Genomic DNA, 24,143 nt, shown 5'->3' with positions numbered 1-24,143 from the left:
TACGGCAACCACCTGACGCTCGGCCAGAGCGAACCCGACCTCCCGAAATTGCGCTGTCACACGACCATCAACTGCCGCGCAGCAGGTGCAACCTGCGAGGCAGCTGCCGGTTGTGCGACACCGTCATCCGCTTGTGGAGGCGGTCAGGCCGCACCGAAGATGATCAGGTCTGCCTGGTCTCGGGTGTGGTCGGTGGCGAAGTGCTCGTCTTCGGCTGCCATCCATTGCTCCCACAGGGGCAGGGTGTGGGCACCGTCACGTTCGAGACCGCGTGCCAGACGCAGCGCGCGGGGTGTGTCGATCCAGACCGCCAGCGATAGCCGATCGCGGACGGCGGCGCGGGCCGAGGAGACGCCTTCGAGAATGAGCACTCCCCCGGGCACGACATCGTGCCATTCGGCCAAAGCCCGCTCATCCCAGTCGAATCGCTGATATCGGCCGGGGCGACCCTGCGCGATCGGCTCGAGCACTTGCTCCTCCAGCCGTGCCCACCCCGGGAGTTCGTTGTTTCCGTCGGCGAAGTCGTCGGTATGCACCACCTGCGCATCGCACAACACCGCCAAAGACGCTGCGAACGTCGACTTTCCGGCCCCGGCCGGTCCGTCTACCGCCACCAGGCGGATCGAACCGAGTCGCGGCGCAGTGGTGGCGATCCGACCCGCAATCTCCTCGATCACCGGACTCCTACCCAACAGCACAGGTCGGCCGCGGATCAGCAGCCACGACTAATCCGTCACAGCTCGTGGACGAGTTGCACCAGGGCGGTCAGCGCGCCGGGATCGGTATCGGGCAGCACACCGTGTCCGAGGTTGAAGATATGGCCGGCCGCGCCCATCGTGATCGCCTCATCGGCCTCATGTGCGATGCGCCGCGCCTCGGCTTCGATGGCGGCGGACCCGGCGAACAGAACAGCGGGATCCAGGTTGCCCTGCAACGCTTTTCCGGGTCCGACCCGCCGCACCGCCTCGGTCAGCGGCACCCGCCAATCGACGCCGACGACATCGGCGCCCGCCTCCCCCATCGCACCGAGCAGTTCACCGGTCCCGACGCCGAAGTGGATCCGCGGCACCCCGGCGGCGGCGACCTCCGCGAATACTCGCTCCGAATGCGGCAGCACGAATTCGCGATAGTCGGCCAGCGAAAGCGCACCGGCCCAGGAATCGAACAACTGCACCGCGTCCACGCCGGCGGCCAACTGCGCCTGCAGGAAAGCGATGGTGATATCGGTCAGAACGCCGAGCAACTCATGCCACGTCACCGGGTCGGCGTGCATCATCGCCTTGGTGCGCTCGTGATTCTTACTCGGACCACCCTCGACCAGGTACGACGCCAGCGTGAACGGCGCACCTGCGAAGCCGATCAGCGGTGTGTCGCCGAGCGCGTCGGTCAGCAGCTTCACCCCGTCGGTCACCGCGCCCACCTCTTCGGGCCGCAGCCGCGGCAGCGCGCGCACGTCCGCGATGGTGCGCACCGGCGCGGCGATCACCGGCCCGACGCCGGCCACGATATCGAGATCGATACCAGCGGCCTTGAGCGGAACGACGATGTCGGAGAACAAGATCGCCGCATCGACACCGTGGCGCCGGATCGGTTGCATGGTGATCTCACACACCAGCTCCGGATCGAAGCACGACTCCAACATGCCGATGCCCTTGCGCAGTTCCCGGTACTCGGGCAGCGACCGACCGGCTTGTCGCATGAACCACACCGGACGACGGCTCGGTGCGGCGCCAGTGGCGGCGGCCAGGAACGGGGCATCGGTCAACCGGCGGCGGGTCTGAGTGTTCATCACCGCCTATCGTATGCGGCCCGCAGGGCCCGCTAGCGGCGCGCCTCCGACTGCGCGAGGCACACAAGGTCTACCGTCGATTCCGTGACACCGCTCGACTTCCGCGACGGAGCCGCACCGACCGAAGGACCCAACGGCGAGCCAGCTCAGTTTCGCGCCGCGGTCGATGCGATGGGTACCGCAACCGTGCACCCTCGAATCGAGCTGGCACCGATCCGACCCCCACAACGCCTGGCACCGTTTTCGTACGCACTGGGCGCGGAAGTCAAACACCCCGAAACAAATGTGGTGCCGGTCGATTCCGAGGGCGACGCCTTCGGCAGGCTGATCCTGCTGCACGATCCCGAAGGCGCCGAGGCCTGGCACGGTGTCTTCCGCTTGGTCGCCTACATCCAGGCCGATATCGATGCCGCATTGGCCACCGACCCGCTGCTGCCGGAGGTCGCCTGGAGCTGGCTGGTCGACGCACTCGAATCCCGCGCCGAACCGTTCACCGCACTCGGCGGCACCGTCACCTCCACCAGTTCGGTGCGCTACGGCGATATCGCCGGACCACCGCGCGCACACCAATTGGAGCTGCGCGCCTCCTGGACCGCGATCACCACCGACATGCGCCCGCATGTGGAAGGCTTCTGCGAAGTGCTGGCCTATGCGGCCGGTTTGCCACCCGCTGGAATCACCCATCTGCGACCGGAGTCGTATACCAGCAACGACCACACCTGATCGCCACGTAAAGTTCAGGTTTATGCCGTTAGCAGACGAGTCCGAGCAAAGCAACACACCACCAGAAAGCACAGCGGAACCGCTGCTCGTGCCTGCCGACGGTGTGCCGCCCGTGCTCGTCACCGCCGATGAGGTCGCCGATGCCGCCGCTCGGCTCGCGGCAGGCACCGGTCCGCTGGCCGTCGATGCCGAACGCGCCTCCGGTTTCCGGTACTCGGCACGTGCATATCTGATCCAGTTGCGGCGCGCGGGCGCGGGCACTTTCTTGATCGATCCGATTCCGGTCGCCGATGCGCTCGCACCGCTGGCCACCGCGATCAACGATCTGGAGTGGGTACTGCATTCGGCCGATCAGGATCTGCCCGGACTCGCTGAACTCGGTCTGCGCCCCGCGCGACTGTTCGACACCGAATTGGGTGGCCGACTGGCCGGTTTCGAGCGCGTCGGACTGGCGGCCATGGTGGAGCGGCTGCTCGGCCGGGCGCTGCGCAAGGGTCACGGAGCGGCCGACTGGTCGACCCGGCCGCTACCCGATGATTGGCTGAACTACGCGGCACTCGATGTCGAATTGCTGCTCGAGCTGCGCGACGAGGTGGCGACCTCGCTCGGTGCCCAGCACAAGACCGACTGGGCCGCACAGGAATTCGAGCATGTCCGGATCACGGAACCCGGTACGCCGAAGGCCGACCGCTGGCGGCGTACCTCTGGCATCCACACCTTGCGCCGCACCCGCCAACTGGCCATCGTGCGCGAACTGTGGAACACCAGGGATACCCTTGCCCGCACCCGTGATATCGCACCCGCCCGCATTCTCCCGGACGCCGCGATCGTCGCCGCCGCGAATGCCGAACCGCGCACGATCGCCCAACTGCGCACACTGCCGGTCTTCGGTGGGCCACGCCAACGCCGCTACTCCCGTGACTGGCTTGCCGCCATCGACCGTGGGCGCACCCTCTTGGATACCGACCTGCCACCCCTGACCCAACCGTTCGAAGGACCGCCGCCGGTGAACCGCTGGGAGCGCCGCGATCCGGCCGCCGCGGCTCGGCTGGTTCGAGCGCGCGCGGCGATGGGCGAACTGTCCACCCAGTACGCGATTCCGGTGGAGAATCTGCTGTCCCCCGACCTGGTACGCCGTCTGTGCTGGGACGGACTCCCCGATTACGACCGCGGCGGCGAGCCGGACGACCTATCCGCCACGATCGACGGATTCCTCAAGTCGGGCGGTGCCCGGCCGTGGCAGCGCGAACTCGCCATCCCCCGGCTCGCCGCCGCCTTGACCCCGACCTCCGACGAGTAGGCCGCGCCTCGACTTCAGGGCATAGTCGAGACCGCATTCTCGACGGTCTGCTTGAACACTCGCAGGCCCTCTTCCATGGACACGCCGAATGCGTCGGCGAGTTCGTGCGGCAGGGTGTCGTGGATCCAGACGAAACGGCTGCCGTCGGCGTGCGGCCGTCACCCCCCCTGGGACAACGCACCGCCGAAACGGACCGGCACTGCGGAACGACCACCGCCTACCGAACCCGCGATCACCGGTCGAACGCACCGATGATGGTGCCGCCCACCCCAGTCGGCACCGAGCAGCAAGCTCGCTCAGCGCGCGTCGAGCCAGCCCGAGATGCGGCGGGCGATATCGGGGGCGGTCAGCCCGAGTTCCTCGTGCACCTCATTGCGCGATGCGTGGTCCAAGAAGTGCTGCGGCACACCGAGATCGCGGGTCGGCACATCCAACCCCGCGCTGCGCAACCGAGCGGAGACGGAGGAGCCGATGCCGCCCTGCAAACCGCCGTCTTCCAGAGTCACCACGAGACGGTAATTCTCAGCGAGTTTGACGACGGTATCGGAAACCGGCAGCACCCAACGCGGATCGATAACGGTGACCGAAATGCCTTCCGGCTCCAGCAGATTCGCCACCGCGACCGCAGTCGACGCGAAAGGCCCGACCGCGACAAGCAACACATCACCACGCTGAGCTCGGGCAGAGCCGCCGTCACGCTCGGGCAGCCGCAGCACATCGACCCCGTCGAGCCGCTCGACGGCCGAAATATCCTCGGCCACACTGCCCTTCGGGAAACGAATGGCGGTCGGTCCGTCATTCACCGCGAGCGCCTCGGCCAACTCCGCACGCAAAGTCGCCGCATCGCGCGGGGCCGCGACACGCATTCCGGGGATGATGCCGAGCACCGCCAGATCCCACATGCCATTGTGCGAGGCGCCGTCCGGGCCGGTGATTCCGGCACGATCCAGCACCACCGTCACCGGCTGCTTCAGCAGCGCAACATCCATCAGCAACTGGTCGAAGGCACGGTTGAGGAACGTCGAGTAGATCGCCACTACCGGATGCATGCCGCCGAGGGCGAGTCCGGCGGCCGAGGCCATCGCATGCTGTTCGGCAATGCCGACATCGAACATCCGCTCCGGGAAGCGTTCCCCGAATGCGGCCAGACCGGTCGGTCCTGGCATGGCCGCGGTGATCGCGACGATATCGTCACGCTTCTCCGCATGCGCGATCAGCTCCTGGGAGAACACCGAGGTCCAGCCGAGCGCCTTCGGCCCGCCGAGCGGTCGGCCGGTGAGCGGATCGATCGGATCGCAAGCGTGCATCTGGTCCGCGACATGGTTCTCGGCATGCGAGTATCCGCGCCCCTTCTGGGTCACTACATGCACGATCACCGGCCCGCCGAAATCCTTTGCTCGACGCAGCGCCGCCTCCAACGCGACGGTGTCGTGACCGTCCACCGGCCCGACATACTTGAGCCCGAGATCACTGAACAGCTCCTGCGGGCTCACCGCATCCTTGATCCCGGCTTTCACCGCATGCACCATCGAGTACGCGGACTCACCGACGCCCGGTATGCTTTTCAGGATCCGCTTACCCGCATCCAGCGCGTGCTCGTAGGCGGGCTGGGTGCGCAGCGCGGTCAACCGGTCGGCGAGGCCGCCGATGGTCGGCGCGTAGGAGCGGCCGTTGTCGTTGACCACCACGACGACGGGCCGGTCCGGTGCGGCGGCGATATTGTTCAGCGCCTCCCAGCACATACCACCAGTAAGCGCGCCGTCGCCGACGACCGCGACCACATGCCGGTCCTGCCCGGTCAGCGCGAAGGCCTTCGCCAAACCGTCGGCATAGGACAGCGAGGCCGAGGCGTGCGAGGACTCAACCCAGTCGTGGGCGCTCTCGGATCGGCTCGGGTAGCCGGACAACCCACCCTGCTTGCGCAGCGTATCGAACTGATCCTTGCGACCGGTGAGGATCTTGTGAACGTAGGCCTGATGCCCGGTGTCGAAGATCAACGGATCGGCCGGCGAGTCGAAGATCCGGTGCAGTGCGATCGTCAGTTCGACCACACCGAGATTGGGGCCGAGGTGCCCGCCGGTGACAGCGACCTTCTGCACCAGGAACTCGCGAATCTCCTCCGCCAGTTCACCCAATTCGGCAACGGTGAGCCGTCGCAAATCTTCGGGTGTATCGACCCGGGAAAGCACTCCCACGTGAACTCGCTCCCTCCGGATAACGCATCTGATCCGATCAGTCTACGGAGCCGCGCCAGCGGCTCCGCACGACAATGTCTCGCCACCAGTCGACTTCGCGCAGAAGTGTGAGCCTCCACACGAATCGCCGGCCCATCCGAAGACATGCTCGGGCGGACGAGTTCGCCGGTCCGCCCGACGTTACCCAGCTTAGAGTGGACCTGTGGCCCTGCCCGAGCAGAAGGTTCCGCAAACGGCCGACCCCGGCGTCGTGGCACGCATCGTCACCGATGTCTACGAATTGTGCCGCGCCGACGATTCCGGGGAACTCGCCGACTACATCCCCGAACTGGCTGCCGTACAACCCGATTCGTTCGGACTGTGCCTGGCCACCGCGGATGGGCGCGTCTACGGTACCGGCGACGTCACCACCGAGTTCACCATCCAGTCGATCTCCAAACCCTTCACCTACGCGCTCGCACTGGCCGATCGGGGCATCGCGACCGTCGACGAACATATCGATATCGAACCCTCCGGCGACGCGTACAACGAGATCAGCCTGGACCCGGTGACCGAACGCCCACGCAATCCGATGATCAACGCCGGCGCCATCACCGCGGCCGCACTCATCAACGGCCACGATTCGGCCGACCGCTTCGAACGCATCCGGCGCTGCTACTCCCGCTTCGCCGGCCGCGAACTCAGCATGAACGAGGCGGTGTACGCATCGGAGGCACGCACCGGATTCCGCAATCGCGCCATCGGCTACATGCTGCGCTCCTTCGGCGTCATCGAATCCGATCCGGACGAGGCGGTCGACCGATACTTCCGACAGTGCTCGATCGATGTCACCTGCCGTGACCTCGCGCTGATGGCCGCGACCCTGGCCAATAACGGACTCAACCCGCTGACCCACGAACGTGCGCTGACCGCGACGCTCACCGAACGCGTGCTCAGCGTGATGACCACCTGCGGCATGTACAACGCCGCGGGCGACTGGGTGGCCACCGTCGGCCTACCTGCCAAGAGCGGTGTCGGCGGCGGCATCCTGGCCGTACTGCCCGGCCAGATCGGCATCGCCGTCTACTCCCCTCGGTTGGATCCACACGGCAACAGCGTGCGCGGTGCCGCGGCCTGCCGGGCCCTTTCGCAGCGGCTCGAATTGCACTTCCTGCACGTCACCCGGTCCGCACGCACCGCGATCCGGGCCGCGTACACGGTGGCCGAGGTGCCGTCGCGGCTGCGACGCACTACCGATGAGTTGGACGTTCTCGCCGAATACGGGCACCGGGCCCGCGTCTACGAACTGCACGGCGACCTACTCTTCGCGGGTGCGGAGCGGACGGTGCGCGCGATCGAGGAGCAGGCGCGCGAATTGGAGGCACTGGTCGTGGACCTGCGGCGGGTCGGCGAGGTGAGCCGGATCGCGATGCGGATGCTCGATGCGCTGCAGTCCGAACTCGCCGCGACCGGATGCCGCGTCGCCATTGTCGACCCGGACGGCAAACTGGGGCATCTGGTCTCCAGCCTCGATCCGGCCGACCCGCGCGGGCGGGTATTCATCGATCGCGATATCGCGACCGAATGGTGCGAGGACATCGTCCTCGACCACCATCGGCCCGCCGACGAACCGGCGTGCACGTCCCTGCCGATCGAGGACCACCCAGCGCTCGCTGCACTCGCGCCGGACGATCGCGCTCGGTTGGCCAAGGATTTCGAGGTGCGCACCATCGCTCGCGGCGAGGTCATCGCCGCGAGCGGCAGCACCCGCTCCGGTTTGTATCTGATTCTCGAGGGCCGGGTCCGGATCACCTTCGAGGGCACGGATGCCCGAATTCATCGGCTGGTATCACTTACGGCGGGAATGTCTTTCGGCGAGATCCCGATGCTGGTCGGGACACCGTTCGTGAACGAGGCACGTGCCGAAAGTCCGGTGCGCGTCGCGGTGCTGCGTCCGGAGCGGTTCGACGTGCTGACCGAGCGAGCACCAGCACTGAAGCTCGCACTGCTAGAGCGACTGGCCGTCGGCGCATATGCGCAGATGGATGCGGCCGTGCGCGCGATCGCCGTGCGCGGCGGCGATTATTGACCGGTTTCGCCCGGCCCAAGGGGACATTTCCGACGCAGCGACCGTTGTATCGGAAACCGATGAAGTCAGGAGAGCGCCGTGAGCAAGAACAAGTCCGACGACACCGCGGGCACGGTCACCACCTTCGGGTTCGGCAGCGCCCGTGCCACCCCTGATCTGATGCGCGTCACCATTTCCATCGAAACCCGGGCCAGCAAGGTCGCGCTGGCCTACGGTCAGGCTGGTGAGCGCGTCGCCGCCGTCACCGATTCGCTGCGCTCCGATGGCGTTCCCGGCACCGATATCGCCACCAGCGGACTGTCGGTGCGCACCGACACCGTATGGCTCGAAGGCGGTGGCTCCAAGATCACTGGCTATATCGCGACCACCGATCTCACCGTCGTGCTGCGTGATATCGGCGAAACGGCCGATCCAGGCCCCGCCACGATCATCGCCAACTGTGTCGACGCCGGTGGTGACGATGTCCGCCTCGGCGGTCTCGATCTCGGTTTCGCCGATCGGGAGAGCCTGCTCATCCGCGCTCGCGATGCCGCTTGGGACAATGCGCTCGCCAAGGCCGAACAGTATGCGGACCGTGCGCAGCGCACCCTCGGACCGGTCCTCGAAATCACCGAGAACACCACCTCCGCCCCGCCCGCCACGCCCCGGCTCATGGCCGTATCGGCCCCACTGAACGAGTCGTACGGTGGTGCGCCGGTTCCCGTCGAACTCGGCGAATCCGAAATCTCGGCGACCATCCGCGCGACCTGGCAGCTCGGCTGATTCAATCTGACCTAACTCTTGCTTGGGCGTAGGGAGGGCCTGATCGTGTCTGATCGACGAATGCCGCCATGGGGATTCCACCTGATCTTGATCAGCCTGTGCGGGCCATGGCATGACGGGTCAACGCTCGAGGAGGGCGAGGCATTCGACGTGGTGGGTGGCCGGGAACGCATCGAAAGCGCGCAGCTGGGCGAGGTGGTAGCCCGCCGACCGGTAGAGGCCGAGGTCACGGGCGAAGGCGGCCGGATCGCAGCCGATGTGGATGATCCGGGACGGGCCGCTGGTGGTCACGGCGGTGACGACCTCTTTACCCGCGCCCGCACGGGGTGGATCCAGGACGACCACATCCGGGGCGGCGCTACTGGCGTGTTCGCCCAGCCAGTGTTCGACACGCTGGGCGCGCAGGTCGAGCCAGGGCAGATCGCGCAGCGCTGCATTGCCGTCGGCGACCGCGGACCGCGTAGATTCCACCGCGAGCACCGAACCGGTCGGACCGACCTGTCCGGCCAACGCGGCCGCGAAAACCCCGACGCCGCTGTACAGATCCCAGGCCCGCCCCCCGAAACCGAGCCCGGCCCAGCCAGCGACCAGATCCGAATAACATTGCGCCGCACCACGATGCGCCTGCCAGAACCCGGTCGCCGCCAGCTCCCACCGCCGCCCGGCCACATATTCGACCGTCCGACCGCTTCCGCCCATCACCCACTCGTCCCGAGCCGCATGCGTCGCCGCCCGCCGCGCCGCAGCCCGCCGCCGAACCCCCTCGCCCCCAACCGATCCGGGCCGATCGCTGCCGCGCGAGCCGTCACCGTCATCGGGACGCCGCCATTCCGACCCATCCCGTTGGCCTTCGTCGCGGTGCCCGCGTGCGCCGGTGTGCGACCACTCGGCACTGCTTCGGTCGCCACCGGGTCCTCGCGCCGCGCCGCGCCGTTTTCCTGAGCTGCGGTCTGTCTCCCGTTTGCCGCGCCGATCCCCACCTCGCGCCGAGGGCCGTTCACTCCCACGCTCGGCCCGACCCGCGACCGTTGACGGGGCCAGCTCGACGATGTGTCGCATCCCATCTCCGTCCACCGCGATCACCAGATCCGCACCGGGCGTCCACAGTCGGTCCGCGATACTATCCATCGCACCGGGAACCGGCTGGGGGCAGCGCAGATCGGTGATCACTTCGGTGCTGCGGTATCCGTGCACTCCGGCTCGACCCTCGGCGTCGACGACCAAGCGGACGCGGGTGCGCCAGCCGCCCGTGGCGTCGGCCGGATATCCGGCGATCGGCTCCACGACGATATCCCGTTCGATTCCCGCGATGCGACGCAACTGCTCCGCGACCACTACCGCCTTCAGTCCCCGCTGCGCCGCCGGGGTGGCGAAGGAGAAATCGCAGCAGCCCGCGCCGCCGGGACCCGAAACAGGACATGTGGCGGGGACGCGATCCGGGGATGGCTCCAGAATCTCGATCGCATCGGCCCGGCAGAACGAACCCCCGCGATCCTCGGTGACCCGCACTCGAACCAGCTCATCGGGCAGCCCATGGCGCACGAAGACCACTCGGCCCTCATGCCGTGCGACACAGAATCCGCCGTGCCCGGGGGGCCCGAGCCGCACCTCGAAGGTGTTCGAACGCCAGTCGGTCATCCTCGGTCCTCATACCCGCGCCGCACCGCACCCGGCGCATTCACCACACCCGCCTGCCTGGCCTTCGCGGACGACGTCAGCTGCCACGGCACACTCGTCACCATGACACCCGGCTCGAACAGCAACCTGCCCTTCAGCCGCAACGCGCTCTGGTTGTGCAGAATCTGCTCCCACCAGTGTCCGACAACGTATTCCGGAATGAATACGGTCACCACATCACGCGGCGAATCGCGCCGCACCCGCTTGACGTAATCCAGTACCGGCTTGGTGATTTCGCGATAGGGCGATTCGATCACCTTGAGCGGCACCGTGATATCGCTGCGCTCCCACTCCCGTACCAGTGCCCTGGTATCGGCGTCGTCGACGTTCACCGTCACGGCCTCCAAGGTATCGGGGCGCGTCGCGCGTGCGTACGCCAACGCCCGACGCGTCGGCAGGTGCAGTTTGGATACCAACACGATCGAATGCGACCGACTCGGTAGTACGCCGTCCCATTCGTGCTCATCGAGTTCGCGGGAAACCGAATCGTAGTGCCGTCGAATGAGTTTCATCACAACGAAGATCGCAACCATGGTGCAGATCGCGATCCAGGCGCCGGCGAAGAACTTGGTGATCAGCACGATGACCAGCACCGTCCCGGTGGCGCTGAGCCCGATCGCGTTGATCACCCGCGAACGCATCATCCGCGCTCGCTGCGATGGATCGGTTTCGGTGCGCAACAACCGGGTCCAGTGCCGCAGCATGCCGGTCTGGCTGAGCACGAACGAGACGAACACCCCGACGATGTACAGCTGGATGAGCTTGGTCACCTCGGCGCCGAACAGCACGACGAAGGCGATGGCCGCACCTGCGAGAAACAGGATGCCGTTGCTGAACGCCAACCGGTCGCCGCGAGTATGCAACTGCCGCGGCAGGTAACGGTCCTGCGCCAGAATCGAACCCAGCACCGGGAAGCCGTTGAACGCGGTGTTCGCCGCGAGCACCAGGATCAGCGCGGTCACCGTGGTGATGAAGTAGAAGCCGAGCGGGAACCCGTGGAATATGGTCTCGGCCAGCTGCGCGATCAGCGTCTTCTGGTGATAGCCCGCGGGCGCGCCGATCAACTCGGATTCGTCGTGCGCGTACACGATCCCGATCTTCTGGGCCAGGATGATGATGCCCATGAGCAGTGCGATCGCGATGCTGCCGAGCATCAGCAGCGTGGTCGCGGCATTGCGCGACTTGGGTTTCCGGAATGCGGGCACACCATTGCTGATCGCCTCGACACCGGTCAATGCGGCGCAGCCGGAGGAGAACGACCGCGCGATCAGGAAGGCGAACGCGAGTCCGTATAGGTGCTCCTCCTCGGCATTGAGCTGGAAGCCCGCCGATTCGGCGCGCAGATCGTCGCCGAGCACGAAGATGCGGAACAGTCCCCACCCCAGCATCGCGAACACACCGAAGATGAAGGCGTAGGTCGGAATCGCGAAGGTGACACCCGATTCCCGGATGCCGCGCAGATTGATCGATGTCAGCACGGCGATGGCGACCACCGCGAACAACACCTTGTGGTCGGCGACGAACGGTATCGCCGACCCGATATTCGACGCCGCCGAGGAGATCGATACCGCCACGGTGAGCACATAGTCGACCAGCAGCGCACTGCCGACGGTGAGCCCGGCATTGGGCCCGAGATTCGTGGTGGCTACCTCGTAGTCACCACCGCCGGAAGGGTAGGCGTGCACATTCTGCCGATAGCTGGCGACCACCACCGCCATCACGAATGCGACGGCCAGACCCACCCAGGGCGCATAGACGTAGGCCGAAATGCCTGCCGCCGAAAGGACGAGGAAGATTTCCTCCGGTGCGTACGCCACCGAGGACATCGCGTCGGAGGCGAACACCGGGAGTGCGATTCGCTTCGGCAGCAGGGTATGGCCCAGCGCATCGCTACGGAAAGGCCTGCCCAGCAGCACACGTTTGGCTGCCGTCGTCAACTTGGACACCGGATCGAGCATAGATCCCCGCAGGATGGAGCGCTCCCTCGGCCGGTTCGCGACGTATGTTTGGTCTACCGGCGGAGGGGGAAGTTGGGCCATGGAAACATCCGGCGGGTACGGTTCGATGCCAGAGAGAGCAAACCGAACGCCCTGCGGCGTGAGTTCACGGCCCGGAAGAGGAAGCTTGCGTAGCCACGCAGGGCTCGCGAGCGCCGCCAATTGAACACAGTTTCCAGGAACGAGGTTGCGGTGTACATAGTGATCATGGGTTGCGGACGGGTCGGCTCGTCCCTGGCACGCGCCCTGGTCCGAGTCGGCCATGAGGTCACCGTGATCGACCGGGACCCCAGCGCCTTCCTGCGCCTCGGCGAGGACTTCCCCGGCGAGCGGGTGGTCGGCGTCGGCTTCGACCGGGATGTGCTGACCCGCGCGGGAATCGAGCGGGCCGATGCCTTCGCCGCGGTCTCCTCCGGCGACAACTCCAACATCATCTCCGCGCGGGTGGCCCGAGAAACGTTCGGCGTGCAGCGTGTGGTCGCACGCATCTACGACGCCAAACGCGCCGCCGTCTACGAGCGCCTCGGCATTCCGACCATCGCCACCGTGCCATGGTCCACCGACCGCTTCCTGACCACGCTGATTGGGGACGGTGGCACCACCACCTGGCGTGATCCGACGGGCACCGTCGCGGTGGCCCAATTGGTATTGCACGAGGAGTGGTACGGGCGCACCGTGCGCGATCTGGAGCGCAATGTGGGCGCCAGGGTCGCATTCATCATCCGGTTCGGTCAGGGCCTGCTGCCCGACAGCAAGACCGTGGTCCAAGCCGACGACATCGTCTATGTCGCAGCCACCTCCGGCTCCGTCGGCGAGGCCGTCGCCTTGGCCGGTAAGCCCCCAGCAAGCGAGGACTGAAATGAAAGTGGCGATCGCCGGAGCCGGCGCCGTCGGCCGATCGATAGCCAGGGAGCTATTGCGCGGCGGCCATCGGGTAATGCTGCTCGAGCGCCAGCTCGACCACATCGACCCTGCCGCCATCCCGGATGCCGTCTGGGTCCATGCCGACGCATGCGAACTGGCGCTGCTCGAGGACGCGGGTCTGCAGACCTACGAGGTCGTCATCGCCGCCACCGGCGACGATAAAGCGAATCTGGTGCACAGCCTGCTCGCCAAGACCGAATTCGGTGTGCGCCGGGTGGTGGCGCGCGTCAACGACCCGCGCAATGAATGGCTCTTCGACGCCTCCTGGGGTGTCGATGTCGCAGTGTCGACGCCGCGGCTGCTCGCCTCGCTGGTGGAGGAGGCGGTCTCGGTCGGCGATCTGGTTCGGTTGATGACGCTGCGGCAGGGTCAGGCCAATCTGGTCGAGATCACCCTGCCCAGCGACACCGCGTTGGCGGGCAGGCCGGTCCGCACGCTCACCCTGCCGCGCGACGCCGCACTGGTGACGATTCTGCGCGGTGGCCGGGTGATCGTGCCGCAGCCCGACGACCCCTTCGAGGGCGATGACGAGCTGTTGTTCGTGACCTCCGTGGAGGCCGAGGAAGACCTGCGGGTGGCGCTGGCCACGCACGGCATCAAGCCCTGACTCCCCGACGGGGCTGATGCGGATCAGCTCCGCCCTCAGGATGCGGCCGCGAGCTGCGCGCGCAGCTTGTTCAGCGCGCGATGCTGCATCACCCGAACCACGCCGGGACTGGTGCCGATGGCCTCGGCGGTCTGCGCCGCGGTCCAGCCGAGCACGATCCGCATCACCAGTACCTCGCGGTGGGCGGGGGCCAGGATCTTCATCAATTCCCGGGTGGCCTCGCGACGTTCGGACGCGATCGCCCATTCCTCCGGACCGGCGGCGGTCGATGCAGTATCGGGCACCTCGTCGACCGGGTACATCGGGTGCAGCTGCGAACGCCGGAACGCGTCGGCCACTTTATTGGCCGCGATTCCGTAGACGAAGGCCAGGAACGACTTGCCCTGATCGCGATAGCGCGGAATGGCATTGACGGTGGCCAGCAGGACCTCCTGCCCCACATCGTCGGCCGTGACGTACAGATGTGCGGTATTGCCAAGGCGCGCACCGCAATACCGGCGCACGATCGGGTGGATCAGCCGGATGATCTCGGCGACCGCTGCACGGTCGCCCGCGGCGGCCGGACCGATCAACTTATCCAGTTCGGCCGATACTCGACGGCTCTCCGACAGGGCCGGATTGTGGTCGGGTTGTTTCTTCGACGGCGCCGCAATGTTGTGCTCGGTAGCCAACTTCCGAGTCCTTCCTCGTCGATCGTGCTTTCTTGCTTGCACTGATCGTCTGACGAACTCGATGGCCCAACCAGGCACCCCAGGGTGGGTACTCCCCCACCTCCGGCGGCGATTCGTTGACACCCCGGCGCGCCCCCTCGAAGACGGGGGCGGGAATCTCTAGGCCGTTTCGGCGGCCGTACCCCGGCTCACCGGCAGATGTCCGGCCCGGCGCACCGCCCACACGGTGACGGCCAGCGCGACGGCGGTCAGCGGCCAGCCCATCGCGATGCGTGCGAAGGCCAGCCAGCCGGTGCGATCGGTGTCGTAGAGCTGTGACTGCACCAGATAGCGCGCGCCGAACACGACCACCCAGGTGGTGGTCGCGAGGTCGTAGAGACACACGACGCGGCGATCGGACCGCCATTCGGTGCCGTGGCCGTTGAGCACACCCCAGACCACGCCGACCAGCGGCCAGCGCACCAGCATCGACACCAGGAACACCCCGGCGTACACCAGGCTGGTGTAGATGCCGAACAGGAAGAAGCCCTTCGCCTCACCCATCCGATAGGCGATGAACGCGCAGATGCCCACCCCGAGAAAACCGGAGATCGCGGGCTGGATGGGACTGCGCCGCACCAGCCGCCACACCAGAATCGCGGCGGCCACGCCGAGTGCCGACCAGATCGCCACAGTGAGCCCGGCAAAGGTGTTCATGGGCACGAAGACCAGCACCGGCAGGGTCGAGTAGATCAGGCCGCTGAAACCGCCCAACTGCTCGAGCAGGGTTTGTTCGGCCTCTTCGGTTTCCGCGTCGACAAAGCGATCCACGACGTCGGTTGGGCCCGCGTCGAACGGCTCACGACCTTGGGTGTGGATCTCGGCGGCGTTCTCGTTGCTCGATGGCATACGTCAGCTGTTCTCACGCAGTTCGTAGTAGGGGTTGTAGATCACTTTACGGCCATCCCGGTCACCTACTCGACCGCGGACGAGGATTTTGCGTCCCGGTTCGATACCGGGAATGCGTCGGCGACCGATCCACACCAGACTGATGGCATCGGTGCCGTCGAAGAACTCTGCCTGCACACTGGCGCCGACGGACTTCGGACACGCCTCGACACTGCGTAGTCGGCCGAGCATGGTGGCCTCGTCACCGCGCTGACAGTCCGAAGCCCGGCAGGCACCTGACGCATCAGCCGATTCGGCGAGTTCCTCGGCGTCCAATTGATCGATATCTTCGGTCAGCCTGCGGCTCAGCCGGCGAAAATAACCTGAGGCAGCGGATGACATGTAACGCTCTCCTGCGTGGAGCAAGACGACGTGGGTCACACGTCATCGTGGTTGTTCCGGTAACGACCGGCTATTGGCCGTATACCCGCCACTGTAGATGCGCAACCCTCCCCCCGCTACGCTCGGACCGGTGTTCGACTCCCCACATTTCGCGCCGGACCTCGGCCGCCGCGCCCCGATCGCCGTGGCGTTGCCAGGAACCGGCTCGGATTCCGACTTCGCGCGCCGTGCCTTCGGACCGGCTTGTGCGGCACGCGGAATCGAATTCATCGCCGTCGAACCCGATCCGTGCGGAGTAGTTGCCAGCTACCGGGCGGCGCTCGACGCAGCCGCCGGCCGCGGCAAGGTCCTGGCCACCGGGATCTCCCTCGGTGCGGCGGTCGCGCTCGAATGGGCGGCTGAACATCCGGAGGCGGCAGCCGGCGTCGTGGCGGCGCTACCGGCCTGGACCGGACCCGATACCGCCGCCTGCCCGGCCGCGCTGAGCGCCGCCGCCACCGCGGCCCAGTTGCGTGCGGACGGTCTCGACACGGTCGTGGCACGGATGCGCGCGAGCAGTCCGCGCTGGCTCGCCGACGCGCTCACCCAGTCCTGGCATTCGCAATGGCCGCAACTGCCGGCGGCGCTGCAGGAGGCGGCCGACTACAAGTGGCCCGATGCCGAACGCCTCGGCACCGTCGAGGTGCCCGTCGCGATCGTCACCGCCGTCGACGATCCGGTGCATCCGTTGTCGGTCGCCGAGGAATGGGCCGAGCTGATCCCGCGTGCCGCGTTGATCCGGATCACCCTCGATGAGCTCGGTGCGGATCCCGCGATTCTCGGAACCGCGGGACTCGCTGCGTTCTAGTTCAGACCGAGCTGCTGCATGGCGGAGCCGTCCGCGCCGCGGCGCGGTTCATTCGGCATGCTCGGCGGTATCAGCGGCTGGGGTGTGGGCTGGACAGCGGCCTGCTGTGCGGCCAATGCCTGCTGCTGGGCCTCCACCTGCGCCTGATGCGCGGCGGCCAGTTGCTCGGCCAGCTCCGGTGGCAGCACGACGGCCAGCGGTTCACGCACCGGCATCGGATTCTCACCGCGTCGAATCACGGTCTCGGTCAAGATCGCACGCGCGGCCCGCACCAGCGGAGCGCCGTCATCGGCCGCGCCCTGCGGACCCGCGGCCACCAGTCGCACCATCCATCGCGGACCATCCACCCCGATGAAGCGCAGATCCGCGCCCTCGGTGATGGCGAGCACTTCCCGGCCCCACGGTCCGGTCTCCACCGCGACCCTGGCGCCGTCCTTGCGTAGCGATTCGGCGAGATCCGCTGCCACCGAACGCCATTGGCCCGCCGACTTGGGCGCGGCATAGGCCGCGACGGTGATCCGACCGTGTTCGGTCGCCAGGTGCACCGCCTGCGGCGTGCCGTCCGGAGTCATCTCGACCTGCAATTGGCCGCCGGGTGGCACCGGCAGGATCACCGAGCCCAGATCGAGGCGCTGATCGGAGACGTTGTCCAGCAGCTCGGCGACCTCGTCGTAGTCGTACGGGCCAGATTTCGGCATCTCCGCGACGTTGTCATCGTCGTAGTCGTCATCCGGTCCGTCGTCGTAATCGGGTTCGTCACGGTAGTGCGCAGCGATGTAATCGGCTGGGACGATCGGATTCTCGTCGGTGATCGGATCGATAATGGGATTCTCGTCCGTGATCGGATCGATGATGGGGTTCTCGTCCGTGATCGGCTCATCGTCGTAATCCGCGTCGCCGTAGGCGGCGTACTCGCGGTATTCGTCGGCGTAATCGTCGTCGTAGCGATCCTCGGCGTACTCGTCACGTCCGCCGGACTTGTGTCTCTTCCCGAACATTCCCATCATGCCTCCTTGCCGAGCGTGCCCGCCTCGTCGGCCGGCGCGGCCAGACTCGCATGGCCACCGCTCGACCCATATCCGCCCGCACCCCGTGTGGTGTCGTCGAGGACATCGACCTCCACGAAATCGACCAGTTCCACCCGCTGCACCAGCAGCTGCGCGATCCTATCTCCGCGGCGCAATTCGATCGGGGTGCGCGGATCGTGATTGATCAGGCACACCTTGATTTCGCCCCGATAGCCCGCATCGACGGTGCCCGGCGTATTCACCACGGACAGACCGGTTTTCGCGGCCAGCCCGGACCTGGGATGGATCAGGCCGACCGTGCCGACCGGCAGTGCGACCGCGACGCCGGTGCCGACCAGCACACGTTCCCCCGGTTCGATGATGACGTCCTCTGTGGTGCACAGGTCCACGCCCGCGTCGCCGTGGTGGGCACGCGTCGGCACGGGGATGCCGGGATCAAGCCGCAGCAAAGGTATCGGTGCAAGGGCGCTCATGACTGCGCCTCGCTAACACTCGGCTCCGTCATAACCGCCCAGGTTGCTGTGTTGATTAATCGCTCGCTGCGCTCGCTCACATTGCCCGAGCCTACGCGTATGCCCTCGACCTCAGTGAATTAGTGTTGAGTCGTGTCGGACCAGCCCAACCCAGTGACTATGGACCAACAACCCCGAAGCTTCGAGCCCTACCGCGAGCGCCTGTGGGTGCCGCTGTGGTGGTGGCCGATCGCGTTCGGCATCACGGGGTTGCTAGCCGCCGAAATCCATATGGCCGCACCGGGCCTGCGCGCCTGGTTGCCCTACGCGTTGTTGTTTCCCATGCCGGTGTGGGTGTTGTTGTGGCTGAGTCGCCATCGGGTGGAGGTCGCCGAGGATGCCTCCGGCATCCGTGAACTCCGCGCCGATCACGCACATCTGCCGGTGAATTTCGTGGCCAAATCGGCCACGGTGGCCCCCACCGCCAAGAGCGCAGCGTTGGGCCGCCAGCTCGACCCCGCCGCCTATGTCCACCATCGGCCATGGGTGGGGCCGATGGTGCTACTTGTACTCGACGACCCGGACGATCCGACGCCGTACTGGCTGATCAGTACGCGACGGCCGGACCGGGTATTGGCCGCGCTTGGCATACCTGGCTGAAGCCGGGCGTGCCGAGCGCGGGCTGGCCGTTGATCTCGGTCTGGAGATCAGATCTCGCGCCGGAGATCAGGCTGCACAGTCCATGCAGATCAGCTGACCGCCACTGTCACTGGCCAGCCTGCTCCGGTGATGGACCAGGAAACAGCTGGAACAGGTGAACTCGTCGGCCTGCTTCGGGATCACCCGAACTGTCAGGACCTCCTCGGACAAGTCCGCGCCGGGAAGCTCGAACGACTCCGCGGTATCGGATTCGTCGATATCCACGACGGCGGACTGTGCCTCGTTGCGACGAGCCTTCAGCTCCTCCAGCGAATCTTCCGACACTTCGTCGGATTCAGTGCGCCTCGGTGCGTCATAGTCGGTTGCCATGTCGTCTTCCCCTCGTCCTTACTCCGTATATCCCGGACCGGGCCACTCACCCCGATTCCCTCGAATCGGAATGACCAGCACCGCCCCGCCAGTGGTGCACGTCACATGTACACCGGTCCCCTATCAGGGCGGACCATGCGGACCCACCTTTGATAGCGCTCGGTAAACGCAGGACATGCCCTTCTTGTTCCCGCGACCGACCACCGATTCAGGCTGCGATGATTCGATCTGGGCCGCCAGACAATAGCGGACGCCACGGCAAAAGTCGCAATCAAAACACAGACGATTCGAAATTGAGGGGTAATCGACACCAACCGTGAGCTCACCGAGACCTTACGCACTGTTTTTACCCACGCCTTTTACCCACGCCGGCCGAACCCACCGACCTGCCATCCCTCAGACCCCGAAACACTTTCGTAGAGTGTGCACGTGGTTTCACTCATCACCGAAGGCAGCGCAACGGATCGAGCGGGTCAACCTTTCGTCCGGAGACGCAACCAGCCATGGTTGATCCTGGTCGGCGTCCTACTCCTGATCTGCACCGTGGTGTGGGTCAAGGCCCTGACCACCGAGGACAGCAGCGGAACCGCGATGGCGTGCAATTCGCCGGGCCCGGCCACCGATGCGAAATCGCCCCAACCGGCCCCGCTGGGTCAGCGGGTCGGCCAGTCGCGGCTGACCGATGTCGAACCGGCGCCGCTGGCTTCCTCGAAGGTCCGCGTGCTGAATGCGAACAACAAGAGTGGTCAGGCCTCTCACATCGCGTCGGCGCTCGGCGATCTGGGCTTCGCGGGTGCGCCGGGGCAGCAGTTCGGTAACGATACGGTCTTCGTCAACGGCGACCTGAATTGCACCGGTCAGATCCGCTTCGGTGTGAACGGTCGACCGGCCGCCGCCTCGGTCCAGTTGGTCGCGCCGTGCGCCGAGCTGATCGAGGATCAGCGCAACGACGACACCGTGGACTTGGTGCTCGGCTCGGTATTCGGCGAATCGCTGCGGCCGAGCCCGGACGCCGAGGAAGTGCTGAAATCGCTGAAGAATCCGGCTCCGGGCGGATCCCCGTCGATCGATCCCAAACTGCTGTCCGCGGCGCGCGTGGCGCGCTGCTGACCGACATCCCCGAACCAACCTTCATCGCCCCGGTGTGCCGCTTCGGCAGACCGGGGCGATCCGTTATTCAGGCGTCCGGGATCGCGGCGGTCGCGCCGACACGTTCGAACAGTTCGGTCAACTCGTTCGCCACGCCCGGTGCGGCGGCAAGGACCAACTCACCCGCCGCACCCGGGCTGACCGCCGCGGGCAAGCGCAACTGCGCACCCGCCTCGGCGGCTATCAAAGCGCCCGCTGCCCAGTCCCACGCGTTGAGTCCGTGCTCGTAGTACGCGTCGATGCGGCCCTCGGCGACGAAGCATAGATCCAGTGCCGCCGCGCCCAGGCGGCGGATATCCCGGATTTCCGGCAGGATCTGCGCGACCAGCTCCGCCTGCCTGGCTCTGCGGTGCTTGCCGTAGGCGAATCCGGTGGCTACCAAGGCCATCGACGCCGATCGCACCGGCGTGCAGCGCAGATGCTCCACGGTGCCGTCACCGCTAACCTTCGTGGCCCCCATCCGCAGTGCGGCGCTGTAGGTCGCCGCCCGCGCGACATCGACCACCGCACCGGCAATGGGTTGTCCGTCGCGCATTGCGGCCACCGAAACCGCATAGCCCGGAATGCCGTACAGGAAGTTCACAGTGCCATCGATCGGGTCGACCACCCACTGCACGGTGTCCCCGGTACCGTCGTCCAGGCTGCCGCCGCCCTCCTCACCGAGGATCGGATCGCCGGGGCGTGTCTCGTCGAGCAGGCGCCGGATCAGATCCTCGGTCTCGGTATCGACAATCGTCACCGGATCGGTGGGGTGTCCCTTGGTCTGCACGGCCCCATCGCGCGCACCCTCCGGACCGAATACCTCGGGGCGGCGCGAGCGCACATGCGCGGCCGCGGTTTCGGCGAGTTGGACCGCGATCCGGCGCAATTCGGCAATATCCTCGGATGGTGTCGCGGTCGGTCGGGCGGTAACTGACGCTGTTGTCTCCGGCATGACCCCCATGCCATCACAGATCCTCGGCGAACGGGAACCGCTGCCCGCCCATTACTCTTGTCGTGCACGACACAACGCCGTCGTCGGGCACATCACCGCATGCTCCGCGACCAGCCGGTGGTGAGTTCCTGCGCGGCGGCGCGTTCATCACATCGGCCAGCACAGGAACGAGGGAACGTCATGTCCGCTCGGGGGCACGCATTCGGAATCGATATCGGTGGCAGCGGCGTCAAGGGCGCCGCGGTGGATCTGGCCACCGGCGCATTGGTCCACGAGCGGATCAAGATTCCGACACCGCATCCCTCGACACCGCAGGCGGTCGTCGACGCGGTCACCAAACTGGTCGCCCAGGCCGGCTGGGACGGCCCGGTCGGAATCACACTGCCCTCGGTGGTGCTGGACGGTGTCGCGCAGACGGCCGCCAATATCGATGAGGCATGGATCGGCACCGACGCGCGGGCGCTGTTCTCCCAGGCGCTCGACGGCCGCACCGTCACCGTGCTCAACGACGCGGACGCGGCCGGTCTGGCCGAGGATCGTTATGGCGCGGCAAAGGATTTCGACGGTCTGGTGGTGTTGCTGACCTTCGGTACCGGCATCGGCTCGGCACTGCTGTTCCACGGCACGCTGGTGCCGAATACCGAACTCGGCCATCTCGAGATCGGCGGCATGGAGACCGAACACCGCGCCGCCGCCTCGATCAAGGATCGCGACGGCCTGACCTACGAGCAGTGGGCCGGCCGGGTCAGCATTGTGCTCGACGGCCTGGAGAATTTGTTCTGGCCGAAGGTCTTCGTCGCAGGTGGCGGCATCAGCCGAGATGCCGAGCAATGGATTCCGTTACTCACCAACCGAACCCCGGTGATTCCGGCCCGACTGGAGAACACCGCGGGCATCGTCGGAGCGGCCATGGCGATCGATGCGGGCATCGCACCGTAGACGCGCGGAGGGTACGGCATTAGTCGTTGCTGGGATCGTGCCGTAGGTACCCTGGTTCGATCGTTACAATGGAACATACTCCGGCCGCGAGCCGGAAACCCCAGACCCGGCGCTCAGCCGGTGTAACCCGACAGACCGCTCCGCCGGAACACCACTCTGGCGTGACGCCGCACGAGACCGTCACGAAAGGGCGTACGTGGTAGCCACGACCCGTCAGACCGCCGAATCAGCCGATGCCGACTCCGCAGATGTAACCGAAGCACGGCCGGTCCGCAAGGCTGCCGCGAAGAAGGCTCCGGCCAAGAAGGCCGCCGCCAAGAAGGCTCCGGCCAAGAAGGCCGCCGCGAAGGCGACGAAGAGCCCGGCCAAGAAGGCCGGACCGAAGAAGGCCGGACCGGAAGGCGAGCCCGGCGACGAGAACCTCGAGACCGAGGATATGGATCTGGAGGATCTCGGCGATCTCGAGGTTTCCGAGGACGATCTCGCCGACGAGGCCGAGGAACTGGTCGAGGACGTCGCCGAGGAGGTCGAGGAGGGCGAGGCCGACGAACCATCCGCCGCGGACAAGGCCTCCGGCGACTTCGTCTGGGACGAGGAGGAATCCGAGGCGCTGCGCCAGGCCCGCAAGGATGCCGAGCTCACCGCGTCGGCTGACTCGGTGCGTGCCTACCTCAAGCAGATCGGCAAGGTCGCACTGCTCAACGCCGAGGAGGAGGTCGAACTCGCCAAGCGGATCGAGGCCGGCCTCTACGCGGCGGAGAAGGTGCGCGAGTTCGCCGAGCAGGGTGAGAAACTGCCGGTCGCGATGCGCCGCGACTACACCTGGATCGTGCGCGACGGCAACCGCGCCAAGAACCATCTGCTGGAAGCCAACCTGCGTCTGGTGGTCTCGCTGGCCAAGCGCTACACCGGCCGCGGTATGGCATTCCTGGACTTGATCCAGGAGGGCAACCTCGGTCTGATCCGCGCGGTGGAGAAGTTCGACTACACCAAGGGCTACAAGTTCTCCACGTACGCCACGTGGTGGATCCGGCAGGCCATCACCCGCGCCATGGCCGATCAGGCCCGCACCATCCGCATTCCGGTGCATATGGTCGAGGTCATCAACAAGCTCGGCCGCATCCAGCGCGAGCTGCTCCAGGACCTGGGCCGCGAGCCCACCCCGGAGGAGCTGGCCAAGGAAATGGACATCACGCCGGAGAAGGTCCTCGAGATCCAGCAGTACGCGCGTGAACCCATCTCGCTGGACCAGACCATCGGCGATGAGGGCGACAGCCAGCTCGGCGACTTCATCGAGGACTCCGAGGCCGTGGTCGCGGTGGACGCGGTGAGCTTCACGCTGCTGCAGGATCAGCTGCAGTCGGTGCTGGAGACGCTGTCGGAGCGTGAGGCGGGCGTGGTCCGGCTGCGCTTCGGTCTGACCGATGGCCAGCCGCGCACCCTCGACGAGATCGGACAGGTGTACGGGGTCACCCGCGAGCGCATCCGGCAGATCGAGTCGAAGACCATGAGCAAGCTGCGCCATCCGAGCCGCTCGCAGGTCCTGCGCGACTACCTCGACTAGTTCGTTTCGTTCGATTCCGAAGCGCCCGCGCCCAACAGCGCGGGCGCTTCCTTTTCGCACCCGACTGGCCCTTCTTGCCATCCCATCGACCGGCAACTCTGCCCGGTATTCGATCCGTGTACGGTCCCGCTACCCTCGAATCCGGCTGTGCCCGCGGGAATTTCCATCGTCTTTGACCGAATAGATTCTGCGACAGACCCTTTCGGCACTCTGCCACGC

23 protein-coding genes are annotated in these 24,143 nt (G+C 66.5%); 11 read left to right on the top strand and 12 right to left on the bottom strand.

Translation table 11 applies throughout. The features are described from left to right. Positions 1-143 precede the first annotated feature (143 nt). Positions 144-677 (bottom strand): aminodeoxychorismate synthase, encoded by a 534-nt coding sequence (locus AB0L63_RS21090; RefSeq protein ID WP_364503317.1) that lies wholly within the window; start codon positions 675-677, stop codon positions 144-146. Between the two features lie 56 nt (positions 678-733). After that, the gene (gene hemE / locus AB0L63_RS21085; protein ID WP_364503314.1) at positions 734-1,789 is read right to left on the bottom strand and encodes a uroporphyrinogen decarboxylase; all 1,056 of its coding nucleotides are present in this window, start codon (positions 1,787-1,789) and stop codon (positions 734-736) included. An 84-nt stretch (positions 1,790-1,873) separates the two neighbouring features. Here hemE and AB0L63_RS21080 point away from each other — a divergent pair, with 84 nt between their 5' ends. Next, entirely contained in the window at positions 1,874-2,512 is a 639-nt protein-coding gene (locus AB0L63_RS21080) for a DUF3000 domain-containing protein (RefSeq protein ID WP_364503311.1), read from the top strand. Between the two features lie 22 nt (positions 2,513-2,534). Continuing rightward, entirely contained in the window at positions 2,535-3,812 is a 1,278-nt protein-coding gene (locus AB0L63_RS21075) for an HRDC domain-containing protein (RefSeq protein ID WP_364503308.1), read from the top strand. A gap of 296 nt (positions 3,813-4,108) precedes the next feature. Here AB0L63_RS21075 and dxs read toward each other — a convergent pair whose 3' ends face one another. Then, positions 4,109-6,007: a 1-deoxy-D-xylulose-5-phosphate synthase gene (gene dxs, locus AB0L63_RS21070; RefSeq protein WP_364503305.1), complete on the bottom strand. Its 1,899-nt coding sequence runs from the start codon at positions 6,005-6,007 to the stop codon at positions 4,109-4,111. A 202-nt stretch (positions 6,008-6,209) separates the two neighbouring features. On the opposite strand from dxs, the gene glsA reads away from it, so the two are divergent. After that, a complete protein-coding gene (glsA, locus tag AB0L63_RS21065; protein ID WP_364503302.1) occupies positions 6,210-8,075 on the top strand; it encodes a glutaminase A in 1,866 nt (621 codons plus the stop codon). A gap of 78 nt (positions 8,076-8,153) precedes the next feature. Continuing rightward, positions 8,154-8,837 (top strand): SIMPL domain-containing protein, encoded by a 684-nt coding sequence (locus tag AB0L63_RS21060; protein WP_364503299.1) that lies wholly within the window; start codon positions 8,154-8,156, stop codon positions 8,835-8,837. A 120-nt stretch (positions 8,838-8,957) separates the two neighbouring features. Here AB0L63_RS21060 and AB0L63_RS21055 read toward each other — a convergent pair whose 3' ends face one another. After that, a complete protein-coding gene (locus tag AB0L63_RS21055) occupies positions 8,958-10,475 on the bottom strand; it encodes a TRAM domain-containing protein (protein WP_364503296.1) in 1,518 nt (505 codons plus the stop codon). After that, positions 10,472-12,460 (bottom strand): APC family permease, encoded by a 1,989-nt coding sequence (locus tag AB0L63_RS21050; protein WP_364503293.1) that lies wholly within the window; start codon positions 12,458-12,460, stop codon positions 10,472-10,474. The genes AB0L63_RS21055 and AB0L63_RS21050 overlap by 4 nt, the downstream gene beginning before the upstream one ends. Positions 12,461-12,703: 243 nt before the next feature. Here AB0L63_RS21050 and AB0L63_RS21045 point away from each other — a divergent pair, with 243 nt between their 5' ends. Both AB0L63_RS21045 and AB0L63_RS21040 read left to right on the top strand, forming a co-directional pair. Next, the gene (locus AB0L63_RS21045; protein ID WP_364503290.1) at positions 12,704-13,369 is read left to right on the top strand and encodes a TrkA family potassium uptake protein; all 666 of its coding nucleotides are present in this window, start codon (positions 12,704-12,706) and stop codon (positions 13,367-13,369) included. Between the two features lies 1 nt (position 13,370). Further along, positions 13,371-14,042, top strand: coding sequence for a TrkA family potassium uptake protein (locus AB0L63_RS21040; protein ID WP_364503287.1), 672 nt, complete (start codon positions 13,371-13,373; stop codon positions 14,040-14,042). A gap of 35 nt (positions 14,043-14,077) precedes the next feature. On the opposite strand, the gene shbA is transcribed toward AB0L63_RS21040, so the two are convergent. From shbA to AB0L63_RS21025, 3 genes are all read right to left on the bottom strand, one after another. Then, positions 14,078-14,713 carry an RNA polymerase sigma factor ShbA gene (shbA, locus tag AB0L63_RS21035; RefSeq protein ID WP_364503284.1) on the bottom strand — a complete coding sequence of 212 codons (636 nt, stop codon included), beginning with the start codon at positions 14,711-14,713 and terminating at the stop codon, positions 14,078-14,080. A 159-nt stretch (positions 14,714-14,872) separates the two neighbouring features. After that, positions 14,873-15,601, bottom strand: a complete 729-nt coding sequence (locus AB0L63_RS21030) for a DUF3159 domain-containing protein (protein ID WP_364503281.1) — start codon at positions 15,599-15,601, stop codon at positions 14,873-14,875. A 3-nt stretch (positions 15,602-15,604) separates the two neighbouring features. Next, positions 15,605-15,982 carry an OB-fold nucleic acid binding domain-containing protein gene (locus AB0L63_RS21025; RefSeq protein ID WP_040692536.1) on the bottom strand — a complete coding sequence of 126 codons (378 nt, stop codon included), beginning with the start codon at positions 15,980-15,982 and terminating at the stop codon, positions 15,605-15,607. A gap of 130 nt (positions 15,983-16,112) precedes the next feature. On the opposite strand from AB0L63_RS21025, the gene AB0L63_RS21020 reads away from it, so the two are divergent. Beyond that, the gene (locus AB0L63_RS21020; RefSeq protein WP_364503278.1) at positions 16,113-16,829 is read left to right on the top strand and encodes an alpha/beta hydrolase; all 717 of its coding nucleotides are present in this window, start codon (positions 16,113-16,115) and stop codon (positions 16,827-16,829) included. On the opposite strand, the gene AB0L63_RS21015 is transcribed toward AB0L63_RS21020, so the two are convergent. Beyond that, entirely contained in the window at positions 16,826-17,833 is a 1,008-nt protein-coding gene (locus AB0L63_RS21015) for a DUF3710 domain-containing protein (protein ID WP_364503275.1), read from the bottom strand. The two genes, AB0L63_RS21020 and AB0L63_RS21015, sit on opposite strands and share 4 nt — an antisense overlap. Next, entirely contained in the window at positions 17,833-18,330 is a 498-nt protein-coding gene (gene dut, locus AB0L63_RS21010) for a dUTP diphosphatase (RefSeq protein WP_364503272.1), read from the bottom strand. The genes AB0L63_RS21015 and dut overlap by 1 nt, the downstream gene beginning before the upstream one ends. Positions 18,331-18,489: 159 nt before the next feature. Here dut and AB0L63_RS21005 point away from each other — a divergent pair, with 159 nt between their 5' ends. Next, the gene (locus AB0L63_RS21005; protein WP_364503269.1) at positions 18,490-18,969 is read left to right on the top strand and encodes a DUF3093 domain-containing protein; all 480 of its coding nucleotides are present in this window, start codon (positions 18,490-18,492) and stop codon (positions 18,967-18,969) included. Between the two features lie 66 nt (positions 18,970-19,035). Here the strand turns inward: AB0L63_RS21005 and AB0L63_RS21000 are convergent, their stop codons facing one another. Further along, positions 19,036-19,338 carry a DUF4193 domain-containing protein gene (locus tag AB0L63_RS21000; protein WP_364503266.1) on the bottom strand — a complete coding sequence of 101 codons (303 nt, stop codon included), beginning with the start codon at positions 19,336-19,338 and terminating at the stop codon, positions 19,036-19,038. Positions 19,339-19,767: 429 nt separating this feature from the next. Here AB0L63_RS21000 and cei point away from each other — a divergent pair, with 429 nt between their 5' ends. Beyond that, positions 19,768-20,448, top strand: a complete 681-nt coding sequence (gene cei / locus AB0L63_RS20995) for an envelope integrity protein Cei (protein ID WP_364503263.1) — start codon at positions 19,768-19,770, stop codon at positions 20,446-20,448. Positions 20,449-20,515: 67 nt separating this feature from the next. Here the strand turns inward: cei and AB0L63_RS20990 are convergent, their stop codons facing one another. Then, on the bottom strand, positions 20,516-21,421 hold the full coding sequence (locus AB0L63_RS20990; RefSeq protein ID WP_364503260.1) for an inositol monophosphatase family protein: 906 nt from the start codon (positions 21,419-21,421) through the stop codon (positions 20,516-20,518). A gap of 180 nt (positions 21,422-21,601) precedes the next feature. Between AB0L63_RS20990 and ppgK the strand changes: the two genes are divergently transcribed. Both ppgK and AB0L63_RS20980 read left to right on the top strand, forming a co-directional pair. Further along, positions 21,602-22,360, top strand: a complete 759-nt coding sequence (gene ppgK / locus AB0L63_RS20985) for a polyphosphate--glucose phosphotransferase (RefSeq protein ID WP_364503257.1) — start codon at positions 21,602-21,604, stop codon at positions 22,358-22,360. Positions 22,361-22,556: 196 nt separating this feature from the next. Next, positions 22,557-23,924, top strand: coding sequence for an RNA polymerase sigma factor (locus tag AB0L63_RS20980; RefSeq protein ID WP_364503254.1), 1,368 nt, complete (start codon positions 22,557-22,559; stop codon positions 23,922-23,924). Positions 23,925-24,143 lie beyond the last annotated feature (219 nt).

It is taken from the genome of Nocardia sp. NPDC051990, assembly GCF_040680755.1.
Taxonomy (GTDB): Bacteria; Actinomycetota; Actinomycetes; order Mycobacteriales; family Mycobacteriaceae; genus Nocardia.
The sequence above is the reverse complement of the archived record's forward strand: the minus strand, read 5'-3'. Positions and strand labels throughout refer to the sequence as shown.